Origin of the sequence: Paraburkholderia sp. SEWSISQ10-3 4 (genome assembly GCF_030464785.1) — a bacterium.
GTDB classification, from domain to species: Bacteria; Pseudomonadota; Gammaproteobacteria; order Burkholderiales; family Burkholderiaceae; genus Paraburkholderia; species Paraburkholderia aspalathi.
In genome coordinates this window covers 287,508-304,982 of the sequence record NZ_JALPRI010000002.1, presented here as the reverse complement: position 1 = coordinate 304,982, position 17,475 = coordinate 287,508, and the positions used below count along the sequence as shown (strand labels likewise).

Here is a 17,475-nt window from a genome sequence, read left to right as displayed (position 1 = left end):
GAGCCGCCTGTCCCCCCGGATCAAGCCGTCCGGCTCGCGCATCGCAAGCCGGCGTTAGCACACGCACATCTGGAGCACCTGATGCAGCCTGAAAAGGACCCTGTTCGCCCGAATCTCGAAAGCGACACGATTGACGTATCCGACTGGCGCTCCCGCATCATCCTGGGGCGCCGAGTGGGCGCAAGCACGTTCGATCGTGCGTTACCCGACTGGTTGCCTGCGTCGTACGAGCGCCTGCGCGCCGACGTGATGGACCCGGGTTATCCATGCTTCTTCGGCACCCAGGCGGAAAAGCGCGGCGAAATGTTCTACTCGTGGGTCGACGGCAAGGACATCTCGTCACTGCCGGACACCATGGCGGCCTTTGCCGAACTCGCCACGCTGCCGCAGTACGAAAAGAACAACATCGCAATCTTTTTCGAGCCCGACACACAGCCGCTTTCGCACGAGGCCTATCACGACGCGTTCTGGCACACGCTGCAATATCTCCACGACCGCGACCCCGATCCCAAGGTGGGGCAGCAACTCGACCCGTCGCATCCGGATTGGGAGTTTTCCTTCGCCGGTCTGGAGACTTTTGTCGTGTGCGCGTGCCCGTCGTTCGGCGCGCGTCACAGCCGCAATCTCGGGCCCGGCATGGTGCTGCTGTTCCAGCCGCGCGCCGTGTTCGTCGATAAGGTCACGAACCGGGCAATCAGCACACAGGCGCGCTCCGAAGTGCGCCGCCGCCTGAACATCTGGGACGAAGTGCCACCGCACGCCGATCTCGGCTATTTCGGCGACACGGACAATCGCGAGTGGAAGCAATATTTTCTGCCCGACGACGAAACACCGAACTTCGGCGCGTGCCCGTTCCTGCGGCGCAATCCTGGCTTGATGCAAGCCGCGATCGAATCGAACCAGCACGGCGGGACGCAGGCGGCGCCGCCCGCATCGACCTTAACGAGCGCACATTCGGCGGTAGCGAAGCCGCCAGCGACCTTGCTCGACGCGCTCGCCGGGCACCTCGAACGGCAACCTGGGCAGATCGCCATCCGCTTTCTCGCCGACGGCGAACGCGACGAGCGCACGCTGACCTATCGCGAACTCGACACCCGCGCCCGTGAACTCGCCGCCACATTGCGTAGCCACGCCGCGCCAGGCGACCGGGCCATGTTGCTGCTGCCGTCGGGACTCGACTACCCGGTCGCGTTTCTCGCCTGTCTGCATGCCGGCATTGCGGCCGTACCGGTGTATCCGCCCGAGCCCACCCAGGCGCAGCAATTCGAACGGCTGCTGGCGATTCTCGACGACGCCCAGCCACGTCTGCTGCTCACCGACCTGGCGCACGCGGACGCCGTTCACGCGCTCGCCGACGAGTACGCGCAGCCTGGCAGCGAAGCCGTCACACCGCTCACGCTGCCGGTCGACGACCCGATGCGCAGCAACGCCGCAACGTCGAACGCACCCATTGACATCGACGGTACGACGATCGCCTTTCTGCAATACACCTCGGGTTCGACCAGCACCGCGAAAGGCGTCATGGTCAGCCACGCGAACCTCGTCGCGAACGAACGCGCGATCAGCGCCGCCATGGCCTTCACGCCCGCCGATACGATGGTCAGCTGGCTGCCGCTGTTTCATGACATGGGTCTGATCGGCGGCCTTATCGCGCCGCTGTTCGGTGGCTTTCCGCTCGTCCTGATGACGCCGCAGCATTTTCTCGAAGCACCGATCCGCTGGTTGAAGGCGATTGCCGCGTATCGCGGCACGGTCAGCGGCGGGCCGAATTTTGCGTTCCAGTTGTGCGCCGATCGCGTACGCGCCGCACAACTCGAAGGGATCGCACTCGACAGTTGGCGCGTCGCCTTCTGCGGGGCAGAGCCGATTCGGGCCGAGACGCTCAGCCAGTTCGCCGGCCATTTCGCCGCACAAGGTTTCGACGCCAACGCGCTCTTCCCCTGCTACGGTCTCGCCGAAGCCACCCTGCTCGTGAGCGGTGCCGAGCCCGGCAAGGGGATGACCGTGCGCCACGTCGCGCCGCAAGCGCTCAGCGAGGGTGCGCTCAACACGACGGGCGAAGGCGTCGTGCTAGTGAGTTGCGGGCGGGTTCCTCAAGCGCATGGCGTGCGCGTCGTCGAGTCCGGATCGCATGCAGTGCTTGATGATGGTCGGATCGGCGAAATCTGGGTCAGCGGGCCGAGCGTCGCAACCGGCTATTGGCAAAATCCGCAAGCGAGCGCCGAAACGTTCGTGACAGGCGACGCGCCGGCTGAACGCTGGCTGCGTACCGGCGACCTCGGTTGCGTGCTGGACGGCGAATTGTTCGTCACCGGCCGCGTCAAGGATCTGATCATCGTCCGTGGACAGAACACTTATCCGCAGGATGTCGAGGCGATGCTTGCGAAGCGGGTCGAACGCCTTCGCAAAGGCCGGATCATCGCGTTCGCGGCAACAGAGAATGGCACTGAAGGCATCGGCATCGCCGCCGAAGTTTCACATGCCGTCGCGAAGGCCGATCCCACCGAACTCTTTGCACAGATCAATCGGGCGATTGCCGAAACCCACGGCGAACCGGCTAGCGTGATTCTGTTGCTTGCGCCCGGCAAGCTGCCGCGCACCTCGAGTGGCAAACTGCGCCGCAGCGCCTGCGCCGCCGGCTGGCGCGAACGCACGCTGCCCACGGTTGCCGTCTATCGGCGTGCCGAGGATGTGGGCGCCACGCTGGCACGCGCGCCCTATCGCGCACCGGCGTCAGCGCTGGAGCACAGTCTGGCCGGGGTATGGGAGGCCGTATTCGGGCACGCACGGGTCGGCATCGACGACGACTTCTTCGATCTCGGCGGCGACTCGCTGAAAGCCGCACGACTGACTGCGCGGATCGGCGAGACATTCGGCGTGGTACCCCCCGTGCGACTCGTTTTCGAGGCACGTACAGTTGCGCTGCAAGCCAGTTGGCTGGCACAGCAAAACGCGAGCGCCTCGGCCGCAACGCTTGTGCAGACCGACGCCACCGGCACGCATGCCAGCGTCGTCGCGACCGGCGCGACGTTCCCACTGTCGCCGGCCCAGGAAGGTCTCTACTTCGAGTGGAAGCTCGATCCGGCGAGCACCGCGTATCACGTGTCCGGTGCGTTGCGTGCGCGCGGCGCACTCGACGCAGCGCGACTGCACGACGCCCTCGCGCAAGTCTGCGCGAGTCACGACGCGCTGCGAGTGCGCTTCGACGAACACGACGGCGTGCCGCATCAGGTTTGCAGCGCCGCGCCGCGCTTCGACTGGCACGTCGCCGACGTCACGTCGTTCGATGCCGCGAGCCGCGAGGCGCATCTCCAGGATCATCTGATCGCGGTTGCGCACGCGCCCTTCGATCTTCGCGAGGACGCCTTGCTGCGCGCCACGCTCGTGCGTGTGGGCCCGGACGAGCACGTGCTGCAACTGACAATGCATCACATCGTCGCCGACGCGTGGTCGTTCAAGCTGGTCGTCGAGTCGCTGTTTCAGTGCTACGAAGGACGCGAGGCGTCCCCCGGCGCCCAGGCTTCCACGTATTTCGCCAGCATCGAGCACGCACGCCGTGTCCTGAGCGCCACGCGCAGTGACGAACAACTCGCCTATTGGCGCGCGCAACTCGGCGACACACGCGCGGAAATCATTCTGTCGGGTGCCCGTCGCGACGCGACACGCGCGTCGGCCGGTGCTCGCGTCACGCGGCGCCTGCCGGCCGAATGCATCGCGCGCGCCGGCCGCCTTGCACGCAACCACGGCGTCACGCTGCCGATGACGCTGATGGCCGCCTTCGCCGCGCTGCTCTATCGCTACGGCGGGCAGACCGATATCCGCATCGGCGTGCCGCTGAATAGCCGACGCGACGCCGCCACCGAACGCACGATCGGCTACTTCGTCAATACGATCGTGGTGCGCGTTGCGCTCGCGGGCGCACTGTCGTTCGACGCTCTGTTGCGCCGTACGCGCGACGCCCTGCTCGACGCGCAAGCGAATCAGGACGTGCCGTTCCATCGCGTGGTCGCAGCTTTGCAACCGCATCGCGAACGGGGGCAAACGCCGCTGTTCCAGACCGTGTTCAACTTCGACCAGGTCGACTGGCGCGACGCCCTGCATTCGACGACGCTGCAATTGCAGCGCTTCGAGCACGGCGCCGAGGCGACCCCGTTCGATCTCGCGCTGAATCTCGCGCGCGACGCTAACGGCGTGCAGATCGCATTCGACTATCCGGTCGATCTGTTCGACGGCGAAACCGTCGAGCAACTGGCCGATGCGTATCTCGCCATCGTCGCGCAGGCGGTCGAAGGCGCGAGCCTCGACGTACGCGATTTCGTCTTGCACCAGCCGGCCGCCACGCATGCCGATTCGCAGCATACGCTGGCCGCCGGAACGGCTGAAACGGCCGAAGCCGCGCCGCTGCCGGTCACCGTCCAGTTCGCCCACGCGGCCGAGACTCATCCGCAACGGATCGCGCTCGAATGCGACGCGCAGCAACTGAGCTACGGCGCGCTCGACCGCTGGTCGGACCAACTCGCGCAGCGCCTGCTGGAAGCCGGCATCGGCGCCGACGCGTGCGTGGGCCTGTGCGTCGAACGCTCGCCCGCCATGATCGCCGCCCTGCTCGGCATCTGGAAGGCCGGCGCGGCGTTCGTGCCGCTCGATCCGGTCTATCCGGCCGAACGCCTTCGCCACATGCTCGACGATGCACGGGTACGCATGGTCGTCGGCGACAGCGCCTGTCTTGGCGGACTCGCCGACGTCTTCAGCGCCTGCGCGACACTCGACATCGCTGCGGCACCGAATCTCGATCTGTCTCAGCCAGTACGTCGTTTCGCGACCTCGCATCCGGAACAGCTCGCCTACGTCATCTACACCTCCGGTTCGACCGGCATGCCGAAAGGCGTCGCCATCAGCCATGGCGCCCTGGCGCGGCATCTCGCCGACTTTATCGCCACCTACGCCATCACCGAACACGATTGCCAATTGCAATCGTCCACGATCAACTTCGACGTCGCCTTGCATGAGCTGCTGCCCGCACTGATGCAGGGGGGCCGCGTCGTCATGCGCGGTCCGCAGGCGTGGGACCTTGCCACCTTGAGCCAGTGCCTGATCGATTCGCGCGTCACCTTCGCGCGCATGCCGACCGCCTACTGGCAGCAGTGGCTGCAAACGCCGCCCGCTCGCGAGAGTCTGAGTGCATTGCGGCAGATCACCGTCGGCGGCGAGGCGCTGCCGGGTGACGCGCTGGCGCGTTGGAACGCCGGCCCGCTACGCGGGATTCACGTCGACAATCTGTACGGCCCGACTGAAACGACGGTCGCCTGCCTCTACCGCCGTACCGGCCCTGCCGACGCCGAACAACCCATCGTGCAGATCGGCGTGCCATTCCCGTCGCGCAGCGCGCAGGTGGTCGACGCCGATGGCAATGCCGTGCCGGTCGGTGCCGTGGGCGAACTGTGCATCGGCGGCACCACGCTCGCGCGCGGCTACATCGGTCAGGCCGCCCTGACGGCCGAGCGCTTCGTGCCGGACCCGCACGGCGTGCCCGGTTCACGCTGCTACCGCAGTGGCGACCTGTGCCGCCGCCGCGCCGACGGCGGCTTCGATTTCCTTGGCCGGATCGACCGGCAGATCAAGCTACGTGGTTTTCGCATCGAGCCCGGCGAGATTGAAGCCATGCTGCGGCAATGCGAAGGCGTGCGCGATGCCGCCGTCGAAGCGCGCAGCAAGGATGGCCATCTGCGTTTGATCGGCTATGTGGCCGGCGCCGCCTCACTCGATTTGGGCGCGCTGCGCGATACGCTCGAAGCACGCCTGCCGGCCCACATGGTGCCGGCCGTGTTGATGCAACTCGCGACGCTGCCGCTGATGCTGAACGGCAAGGTCGACCGGAGCGCCTTGCCCGACCCGAAGGAGTCCGGCGGGCATGGTGAAGGCGAGCTTGCCGCTCGTGCGCCACGCAACCCGCAGGAAGCCGAATTGCTGGCGATCTGGCGCGCCGTGTTGGGCACGGACGCCATCGGTATCGACGACAATTTCTTCGCCATCGGCGGCGACTCGATCCTGAGCCTGCAGGTGGTTGCGCGGGCCGCGCAGCGCGGCCTGCATTTCAACCTGAAGCAGTTCTACGCGCAGCCGGTCATCGCGCGACTCGCCCAGTTGCCACCAGGCGCCGAATCGGGCAGCGCGAGCGCGCTCGCACTGCCGGCCGAGCGGCACGTACCCCTGCCGCTCACGCCGATTCAGGCCTGGTTCTTCGAGCGCTTTCCGCACGGTGAGTCGCACTGGAATCAGACGGTCGCATTGCGCGTGCAAGGCGAACTCGATGCAAGCTTAATCGCCCAGGCGCTGCACGCGGTCGTCGTCGCGCACGATGCGCTGCGCCTCAAATTCTTCCGTGACGCTCACGGCTGGCAGCAACAGGTGCGAGCATCCGCTTCGGTGCCGGACGCCGGCGCGTTGCTCGACGTGATCGATGTCGACGGAGGCACCGAGTCCCCGCAATGGCCCGAGCGTCTGCTCGCGATCGGCACGCCGTTGCAGCAAAGCCTCGATATCGAAGCCGGACGCCTGATCAAAGCGGCGTACGTCAGACTGCGCGGCGAAGGCCGTCTGTTGCTGACGATCCATCATCTGGCTGTCGATGGCATATCGTGGCGCGTGCTGCTCGAATCGTTCCAGTTGGCCTACGAACAGCTTGCCCAGCAGCAGCCGGTCACGTTGTCGGGCGGCTTGCCCTGGAGCGCATGGGTCGCGTTGCAGCAGAGCGCGCCCGAAGCGGCGGCGCTCGACGCGGAATACGCGTCATGGCAACGCATGCTGGCAGCGCCGTGCTTGCGTGAAACCGCACTGCCGGATGACAAAAAAGCAGCGCTTGTCAGTGGTTCGCCAGCCTGGCATGCAAAGCGGCCGGATGAGCTGCGCCGGGTTCGCGATAGCGCAACGCACACACTGCAGTTGTCCGCGGAGCTCACCTCTACGCTGCTGCGCGACGCGCCCTTCGCCGCACGCACCACAACCGAAACACTGCTGCTCGCCGCGCTGAGCGCATCGCTCGGTCAATGGAGCGGCGCAGACGGCGCCTTGCTGTCGCTAGAAGGCCATGGCCGCGAATTTCACAGCAGCGGTCCGCAGGACGTGCAGACAGGCACGCATGAAAGCCGTAGCGCCGCGCACGACACGAGCCGCACGGTCGGCTGGTTCACCACGCGCTATCCGGCATGGTTCGATCTGCGAAGCGACCCGCTCGTCGCGGCGACCCGCACCTTGCGCGCCATTCCGGCACGCGGCATAAACTGGCACCACATGCGCGAACGTTTCGCCGAAGCGCTCGCGAGGCCGCAGATCAGCTTCAACTATCTCGGCCGCTTCGATCAGAGCCTGCCGCAAACCGGCGCACTCGCGGGCCTGCTCTCGTTCGCGCTCGACGAGCCGCTCGGCGCCGCGATCGCCGACCACACGCCGCTCGAGTACGCGCTCGATATCAATGCGTGGGTGTCGAATGGCCGCTTGACAGCCACCCTGCGCTACGACCCGGCGCAGATCTCGCCAGATGTCGCTCAAGCGCTCGCAACCGATTTCGAGGCGCAACTCGCCGCACTCGCTGCGCGCAGCATGAAGGGCGACGTCCCGCTCGATACCGCCGACTTCCCGCTCGCGCGGCTCGATCAGCCCGCGCTCGACGCACTGCGGCTCGACGCCGCGAACGTCCAGGATCTCTACCCGGCCACGCCCTTGCAAAAGGGCCTGCTGTTCCACGCGCTGATGGACGGCGGCCACGGCCTCTACGTCAATCAGTTACGGCTGACCCTCGCGGGTCCGCTCGATCGCGACGCGCTGCGTGAGGCATGGGCCGCCGCGCTCGCGCGGCACGATATTCTGCGCACGCGTTTCGTCGTGCCCGCCGGCGCCGATCCGTTGCAACTCGTGCAGCGCAGCGCCGCGTTGCCGTTCGTCGAATGCGACTGGTCCGCCTGCGACCCGGCACAGTATGAGCGCGACCTGCAAGTCTGGTGCGACGCCGACCGTCAACGCGGATTCGATCCGGCCCACGCACCACTTCTGCGGCTTGCGCTTTTCACGCGTCCGGACGGCTGTCACGATCTGGTCCGCACGATTCATCACGCGTTGCTCGATGGCTGGAGCAGCGCGCAACTGCTGGGCGAGATCGCCGACGACTACGTCGCGCGCGTCGCCGGGCAGCCGTTGCCGCAGCCCGAAGTCTTGCCGTACCGCCGCTACGTGGAATGGCTGTCCGCCCAGACGCCGCCACGCGACTGGTGGCTGGCGCAACTCGCCCGCCATCCCGAACCGGCCACCTTGCTGCAACATCAGCCGCCGGCCGCCGGCGCAACGCGCGAACACGGCGCGTCGCTGATGCTCACGCAGCAACTGGGCGAGGCACTCGTCGCGCGGGTGCGCGAAGCGGCGCAGCGCCATCGCGTCACCGTCAATACGCTGGTGCAGGCTGCCTGGGCACTCGTGCTCGCGCGGCGCGGCAATCGCCGCCACGTTGCATTCGGAAGTACTGTCGCGGGACGTCCCGCGCAGTTGCAGGGCGCCGGCCGGATGGTCGGCCTCTTCATCAACAGCTTGCCCGTATGGATCGAAGTCCCGGCCGCGCAACGCGTATCGACGTGGTTGTCCACGCTGCACACCGCGCAGGCGGAGCGCCACCAGGCCGAGCATACGTCGCTGGCCGATCTGCAGCACTGGAGCGGCAAAAGCGGCGACGCGCTGTTCGACAGCCTGCTCGTGTTCGAAAACTATCCGGTCGACGCCGCGTTACGTGGCCGCTTCGGCAGTCTGAGCGTCAGCCGGGTCGAATCGACCGAACGCACTCACTATCCGCTGACCATGCTGGTTTCGAACGACGCGCAAGGCCGCGTCGTCTGGCTCGCCGATGGCGCGCGGATCACAACGCCGCTACTGTCCCGGCTCGCCGACGACTGGCGTGACGTGCTCGCCGCGCTGAGCGACGCCGACGACCCGGCAGTCGGCAACATCATGCCGCGCGGCAACGTGGCCGCCGAGGCGTCGCGTGAGGTGCTGCGCCGCGTCGCCGGCCATCGCTTCCAGCCAATCGGCGCACGCCTCGCCGCGCAGGCCGCGCGCAAACCGGCGGCACCGGCCCTCGGTTGCGAAGGCGACGCGCTGAGCTATGCCGCACTCGATGCCTGGTCGAACCGCATCGGCCGCCGCCTCAAGTCGCTCGGCGCGCGCGCGGAGCAACGGATCGGCTTGTGTGTCGAACGTTCGAACGCGCTGGTCGCCGGTTTGTACGGCATCACCAAAACGGGCGCCGCCTATGTGCCGCTCGACCCGCATCATCCGCCGCACCGTCTGCGCCGCATCCTCGACGATGCCGGCGTCGATCTCGTCGTCACCGACGACGCCAGCGCCAGCCGCCTCGCCGATTGCCTCGCCGGCCGCACGCTGGTGCGCGTCAGCGACGTGCACAACGAAGCGTCGCAGGGCTGGCCGCAGCCGGTCGAACCGCAGCAGGCCGCCTACGTGATCTACACATCCGGCTCGACCGGCGAACCGAAGGGCGTGTGCGTGACGCACGCGAGTCTCGACCGCCTGCTCGCGAGCGTCGCCGCGCACCTCGATTTCGACGACAACGACGTCTGGCTCAGCGTGACCACGCTATCGTTCGACATTGCCGGACTGGAGTTGCATCTGCCGCTCACGCGCGGCGCGCGCGTCGAACTGGCCTCGCGCGACACGGTGCTCGATGGCGCCCGTCTGCTGCGGCTCATGCAGCAAAGCGGCGCCACCGTCATGCAGGCGACGCCAGCGGGCTGGCGCATGCTACTCGACAGTGAAGCGCGCGCCGGCCTCGTCTTGCGCGGCCCACTGCAGGCGCTATGCGGCGGCGAAGCGCTGCCGGCCGATCTGGCGGCCGCGCTGCTCGAACGCGGTATGACGCTCTCCAATATGTATGGCCCGACCGAGACGACGATCTGGTCGAGCATGGCGCCGGTCACAAGCGCCGCACCCATCACACTGGGTGAGGCGCTGCACGATACCGCGTTGCGCGTACTCGATCCAGACGGCTTGCCGACGCCGCCCGGTGCGGTGGGGGAGTTGTGCATCGGCGGCGACAACCTCGCGCGCGGTTATCTCCGCCGCGCGGCCTTGACCGCCGCGAGCTTCGTGCCCGACCCGTTCGGCGCGCCCGGCGCACGGCTCTATCGCAGCGGCGACCTGTGCCGGCGCCGCGACGACGGCGGTCTCGATTATCTCGGCCGCCTCGATCAGCAATTGAAGCTGCGCGGACACCGGATCGAGCCGGCCGAAATTGAAGCCGCGCTGCGCACGCTGGACGAGGTGCGCGACGCAGCCGTGGTCCTGCGTCACGACGGCGACGCGCCTCATCTCGTTGCATATGTAGTCTGTGCAGACGGTCACGTGGCCGATCACACGCAATGGCGTAGCGCGCTGGCCGAGCGTCTGCCGGCAGCGCTGATTCCGTCCGCGTGGGTCGTACTCGACGCGTTGCCGCTCACGTCGAGCGGTAAGCTCGATCGGCGTAGCCTGCCCGCGCCCGCCGCCGATACCGCCACGCTGATCGCGCCGCGCAACGCGCTCGAAGCGCAGTTGCTGACGATCTGGCGCGCGCTGCTGCCGTCCGCCGCACTCGGTGTCACGACGGATTTCTTCGCGGCGGGCGGCGATTCGATCGTTAGTCTACGGATGGTCGGCGCCGCCTTGGACGCAGGCCTCGCGCTGACGCCGAAGCAGGTGTTTCAGCACCCGACCATCGAGCAGTTGGCGCGAGTCGCCACGCCTGTCGAGCAAGCGGCCGCAAACGCGCCGAATCCTGCCGCTACGCCCACGAACCCGCCGCTTGACGAAACACTCGATGCAGCATTGAGCGACGCACTGCAATTGACCGAGACTCAACGCGCGGCGCTGCAAGACCTGTGCATCGCAACGCCACTGCAACAAGGCCTGATATCGCTCGCTCAACGTTCGGCGCGCGACCCCTACTATTTGCAACGCGTGTTCGAACTGAACGGGCCGTTCGCAGCCGACGCGTTCGTCTCTGCATGGCAAAGTGCGATAGACCGGCATCCCGCGCTACGTACCGACTTCCGTTGGGACGGGCTCGACGCTCCCGTGCAACTGGTGCGCAAGCATGCCGCTGTCGACGTGCGCTCGCTCGACTGGCGCCATCTGAGCGAAGGCGACGCGCGCGACGCCCTGGCGACGCAATGGCGCGAGGTGCAGGCACGCGGTTTCGATTTTGCGCAGACTTCGCACGCGCAGTTGCTGTTGATCGAGCGCGGCACGCAATGCCGCTGGTTCGTGTGGCGCTTCCATCACGCACAACTCGACGGCTGGAGCATCGGGCTCGTGCTGCGCGACGTGCTGCAAGCGTACGACGCCGCACTGAGCCGCACCTCCTCGATACCCACGCCAAACGCCGCGCCAGCATTCAGCCACTACGTGCGCTGGCTCGAGCAGCAGAATCGCGACGGCGACGCGCTGGCGCAATGGCGTCCGCTGCTCACGGACTGGTCGCGCACGCCGCTGCCGCTGGCGGCCTCATCACACGCTCCGCACATTCCACACGCTTCACACGCAGACGCTAGCCTGCCCGACAGCGCCGACCACGGACAGCCGCTCGAACACACCGTGCGGCTGCCGCAAGCACTAACGGCGCAGGCCGAACAATTCGCCCGCGCTGCCGGTGTCACGTTGAACACACTGATCCAGGGCGCGTGGGCCTGGCTGCTGTCGCGTCACGCGAACCGGCGCGAGGTCTCGTTCGGCGTCACCGTGTCGGGCCGCGGCGACGGCTGGCCCGGCGCCGGCGACACGGTGGGCCTGTTCATCAATACCTTGCCGCTGTCGGTTGAATTGCCGCCGGCGATGACCGTGCACGCCTGGTTGGCGGCACTGCAATCGCGCAATCTCGCGTTGCAGGAACTCGCGCAGACGCCGCTCGCGCAATTGCAGCGCGAGATCACCGGCGCCGCGGGCGAACCCCTGTTCGAGAGCATCTTCGTATTCGAGAACTATCCGCTCGATGCATCGCTGCGCACGCCGCTCGTGCATGGTCTCGCGATCGAGCGGCTCGCTACCGGCGCGGACGGTCATGCGCACGATGGCCGCAATCATTTCCCGCTGAGCCTGATCGCGGTACCGGGCGATGAATTGACGCTGACGCTCGCCGCGCAATCGCAGCGCTTCGACGGCGCGACCATGCGACGTCTGCTCGCGCAATTGCAGCAGGCGCTCGCGATGTTCACGGCCAATGCCGCGCGCACGCTCGGCGCACTGCATCTGCCCAGCGACGCGCAAATCACCGGGAGCACGAAAGACATCACGTCGGCGCGGTCGACGCCAGAAACTGCGGCATCGGCAGCATGGCAAGGCGGCCTGCTCAAGCGCATCGCCCAGCATGCGCACAGCCAACCCACCGCAATCGCATTGCACGATGAAACCCGCACGCTCGACTGGGCGACGCTCTGGCGTCTGTCCGGCGCCCTCGCCGCGCGCCTCGCCGCAGCCGGTGTGCGTACCGAAACAACCGTGGCCGTCGTCTTGCCGCGCCGCGCGGAATTGATCGTTGCAATGCTCGCCGTGTGGCGCGCGGGCGGCGTCTATGCGCCGTTCGATCCGGCCGCGCCAGGCGAACGGCTCGGTTGGCAAATCCGCGATGCCGAGGCGCATTGCCTGATCGCAGATGCAGACGCCGACTGGCGTCCGGACAACGTGGCGCTGGTGGCATGCACGCCCGAATGCGAATCCATGCCGGACGCCGCATCGGCCACATTGCCGACACTGGCCGCCCTGCCTGCCGATCTCGCCGCCTACCTGATCTACACGTCCGGCTCGACCGGCACGCCGAAGGGCGTGCTGGTCTCGCACCGCTCGCTTGCCGCGTACACCGAGGCGCTACTCGCCCGTCTGCCCGATGGCATTCGCAGCGCCGCGTATCTGTCGACACCGGCCGCCGATCTCGGCCACTCGACCTTGATGGCGGCGCTGTGGTCGGGCTGGACCCTGCAGTTGATCGACGATCGGCGTGCCTTCGATGCCGACGCGTACGCCGACTGGTGCCGCGCGCATCCGGCCGATCTGCTCAAGATCGCGCCGAGCCATCTCGAAGGCCTGCTTCATGCGGCGGATGCGCACGCGGTATTGCCGAAGCGCGCGTTGCTGCTGGGTGGAGAAGCCAGCTCCCGTGCACTGCTCGAGCGTGTCTCGCTGCTGCAACCCGAGTGCGCCATTCTTGGCCACTATGGACCGACCGAGTCGACCGTCGGCATCATGACGTCCGAACGCGGCGCCGATGACGGATTGCCGCTTGGCCGCCCACTCGATCACGCGCGCGTCTATCTGCTCGACCCCGACGGTCATCCCGTCCTGCCGGGCGCTCGTGGCGAAATCCACGCGGGCGGTGTCGCGCTGGCGCGCGGCTATCGGCAGCAAGCGGCGCTCACCGCCGGTCGATTCGTGCCCGATCCGTTCGTGCCCGGCGCACGCGTCTATCGCACCGGCGATCAGGCGCGCCGGCTCGACGACGGTCAGCTTGAATTCCTCGGCCGCGTCGACGATCAACTGAAAATTCGCGGCTATCGCGTCGAACCCGCCGAAGTGGCCGCGCAATTGCGCGCGCTGCCCGGTGTGCGCGACGCCGTGGTGATCGGCCGTGCGGATTCGCAGCAACGGGTGCGCCTGATCGGCTACGCGGTCGGCAACACGCTCGATGCCGAACAATTGCGCGATGCGCTCGCCGTCCGCTTGCCGGCAGCGTTGGTGCCCGCAGCCATCTGTCTGCTCGACGCGCTGCCGTTGACACGCAACGGCAAGATCGACCGCACGGCGCTGCCCGAGCCGGTAGAGCACCGGTCGGCGGACGCTAGTGCGGCGCCTGAAACGCCCTTGCAACACGCGCTGCTCGATGTCTGGCGGCAAGTGCTATGTCAAGCGGCGCTCGGTATCGACGACAACTTCTTCATGGCCGGCGGCGATTCGATCAGCGCGTTCCAGGTCGTCGCTCAGGCGCGCCGTGCTGGTCTTGTATTCACCTCGCGCGAGCTGTTTGCCCGGCCGACCGTGCGCGCCCTCTGCGCCGTCGTGCAAGTGGGTCCGACCGGCGTCGACGGACCCTCGACGGCAGCTGTCGTACCGCTCGATGCGCACGCGCTTGCCGCGCTCGGCTTCGATCCGCTGCAGGTTCAGGATGCCTATCCGGCCACGGCAATGCAGCAGGGTCTGCTGTTCCACAGCCTGGCCCAGTCCGATAGCAGGAACAGCAACGGTGGAAGCGGCGGCATGTACGTCACGCAGCGACGGCTGACGCTGGCCGGCTCGCTCGACATTGCGCGCTTGCAGGCTGTCTGGCACCGCGCGGTTGCGCGGCACGATATTCTGCGCACGCGTTTTGAATGGCGCGACGACGATGCATGGCAAGTCGTCGAGCGAGCTGTCGAGTTGCCGTTCGGTGTGCACGGCGCGGGAGCAGAAACCGCTGCGGCATACGAAACGCGACTCGCCGCCTGGATGCACGACGACCTCGCGCGCGGCTTCGATCTGGCGCGCGCGCCGCTGATGCGCGTCGATCTGTTCGCACGGCCCGATGGCGCTCACGATCTCATCTGGACCACTCACCATGCGCTGATCGATGGCTGGAGCGCCGCGCGTTTGCTCGCGGAAATTGGCGAGGGGTATCGTGGGTCGGATGCGTCGGCTGCACCGGAAGTGTTGCTGAATAACTCGCGCGCCGAACCGGTGCAACGCGCTACGCCGTATCGCGTTTACGTCGAATGGCTTGCGGCACAACCGGACGCCCGCGCGTGGTGGTCCGCAGCCGCAGCGGCTTGCGAAGACCCGGCGACGCTGACGACCTCCGTCGCGGGACCCGCAGTCCCTCAGCCTGGCGCCTATCGTTTGGATCGCGAACTGGGTGCGGCACGCGACGCGCGTCTGCGCGCGGCCGCCAGCACCTTTGGCATCACGCTCAATACGCTGATGCAGAGCGCGTGGGCGCTGCTGCTCGCGCGACACGGCAATCGCGAACAGGTGGCGTTCGGCACGACCGTGTCTGGGCGGCCCGAATCGCTCGACGGCGCCGAACAGATGCTGGGGCTGTTCATCAACAGCTTGCCGGTGTGGGCGAGCGTGCCTGGGGCCGAGGACGTCGGCGGCTGGTTGCGTCGCATGCAGACGCAGTCGGTCGAGATGCGCCGCCATGAACACACGCCGCTCGCGCAATTGCAGCGCTGGGTCGGGCGCAGCGGTGATGCGCTGTTCGACAGCCTGTTCGTGTTCGAAAACTATCCGCTCGATGCCGCGCTCGATGCGCTGAATATAGCCGGCGATAACGATACGGGCGACGGCTTGCGCGTGAGCGCCGTGCAGTCGATCGGTCGCACGCACTATCCGCTGACGCTGATGGTCGTGCCGCAACCCGCGCTCAAGCTCGAATGGGAATGGGACGGCTTGCGGCTCGACCAGCCTGGCGTCGAACGGTTGTCGCTGGGGTATGTCGAGTTGCTCGATCAGTTGGCGACGTGTGCCGAGGCTGAGGCGGATGCCGCACCGCGTCGCTTGCGCTCGCTGACAGTGAGTTCGCCGACGCGCGAGGCGGTGCCGCTTGCGCGTTATACGTTTGTGCCAGTGAGCCAGCGTATCGCACAGACCGGTGCGCGGCGACCTGATGCCGTTGCCCTTGCCGGTGAGCAGGAAAGCCTCACGTATCGTGAACTGCTTGACCAGGCTTCGGCCATCGCCCAGCGGCTGCTGCGCGACGGCGTGCAGCGCGACGCCTGCGTCGCCGTCTGCGTCGCCCGTGGCCCCGCGCTGCTCGCCGCCATGCTCGGCGTGTGGCAGGCCGGCGCGGCCTACCTCCCCGTCGATCCGTCCTATCCGCCCGAGCGCATCGCCGCGATGCTCGAGGATGCGCAGGTGCTGCATGTGCTCGCCGATGCCGCTACGGTTACCGATCAGCACAGCCCCGCGCTGTTTGCCGGGCGTCAGGTGGTCGAGCTCGCCGCCGTGCGGCACGCTTGCGTTTCCCACTCCGGTCACCGCACCCACCCACTACCCGCCCTCCACCCCGACCAGCTCGCCTACGTCATCTACACCTCAGGCTCCACCGGCAGGCCCAAAGGCGTCGGCGTCACCCACGGCGCGCTCGACCGCCTCCTCGCCAGTATCGATCTGCAACCCGGCCTGCGCGATGACGATCTCTGGCTCAGCGAATCGGCACCCGTGTTCGACATCTCCCTGCTCGAGTTCTGTCTGCCGCTCGTGCGCGGCGTGCCGCTCGAACTCGTCTCCTCGCAGACCGCCCGTGACGGCATCGCGCTCGCCGCACGCCTCGAAGCGAGCCGCGCCACCGTCTTCCAGGCCACCCCCAGCGGCTGGCGCATGCTGCTCGAAGCCGGCTGGCGCGCCGATCTGTCCGTGCCGCACCGCCCGCTGCTCGGCCTGAGCGGCGGCGAACCGCTGCACCCCGATCTCGCCGCCGCGCTGATCGCCCGCGGCGTGGCCTTGTGGAATCTGTACGGCCCGACCGAGACCACCATCTATTCCGCCGGCGCCCAGGTCTTCACCGCTCAGCCCATCACTCACGGCGATCCCTTGCCCGACACCGTGCTGCGCGTGATCGACTCGCACGGCCTCGCCGTGCCCGACGGCGGACTCGGCGAGCTGTGCATCGGCGGCCGCAATCTCGCGCGCGGCTATCTGCGCCGCCCCGCTCTCACCGCCGAGCGCTTCGTGCCCGATCCCGACGGGGCGCCCGGTACCCGCCTCTACCGCACCGGCGACCTCTGCCGGCTGCGCGACGATGGCCGCCCCGAACCGCTTGGCCGCCTCGACCAGCAGGTCAAGCTGCGCGGCTACCGGATCGAGCCCGGCGAGATCGAAGCCGCGCTCTGTGCCTGCGACGGCGTGAAGAACGCCGCCGTGGCGATCAGGGGCGAAGGCGCGCAGCAGCGCCTGATCGGCTACATCACCGGCGCAGCGGACACCCGTGTGCTAAGAACCCGGCTCGCCCGTTCACTGCCGGCGCACATGCTGCCCTCGGCCATCGTCACGCTCGATGCGCTGCCGCTCACGCCCAGCGGCAAGCTCGACCGTCGCGCATTGCCTGAACCCGCATGGCAGGACGACGACACGCCCGTGGTCACGCCGCGCTCGCCGCGTGAAGCCGCCCTGCTCGATATCTGGCAGACCGTGCTCGGCCATCCCGTCGCCAGCGTCACCGTCAACTTCTTTGCGGCCGGCGGCGATTCGATCAGCGGCGTGCGGGTCGCCGCGCGCATCAACCAGATGGTCGCGCGCAATGTGCCGCTCGCCATGCTGTTCCGTCACCCGACGATTCGCGGGCTCGCCGACTACCTCGACGCCGATGACGCGCAAGCCGACGCGGCGCAAACCGGCGCCGCCACCCTAAGCCAACTGCTGGCGGACCTCGAGTAACCGAGTAACGCCATGGCTCACCGACCCGACACTGATTCTGACTTT

Annotated in this window: 1 protein-coding gene; it reads left to right on the top strand. The window is 67.6% G+C overall.

All coding sequences use genetic code 11. The features are described 5' to 3' along the window. The first annotated feature begins 81 nt into the window (after positions 1–81). Positions 82–17,430: a non-ribosomal peptide synthetase gene (locus M0D68_RS07155; protein WP_266224086.1), complete on the top strand. Its 17,349-nt coding sequence runs from the start codon at positions 82–84 to the stop codon at positions 17,428–17,430. Positions 17,431–17,475 lie beyond the last annotated feature (45 nt).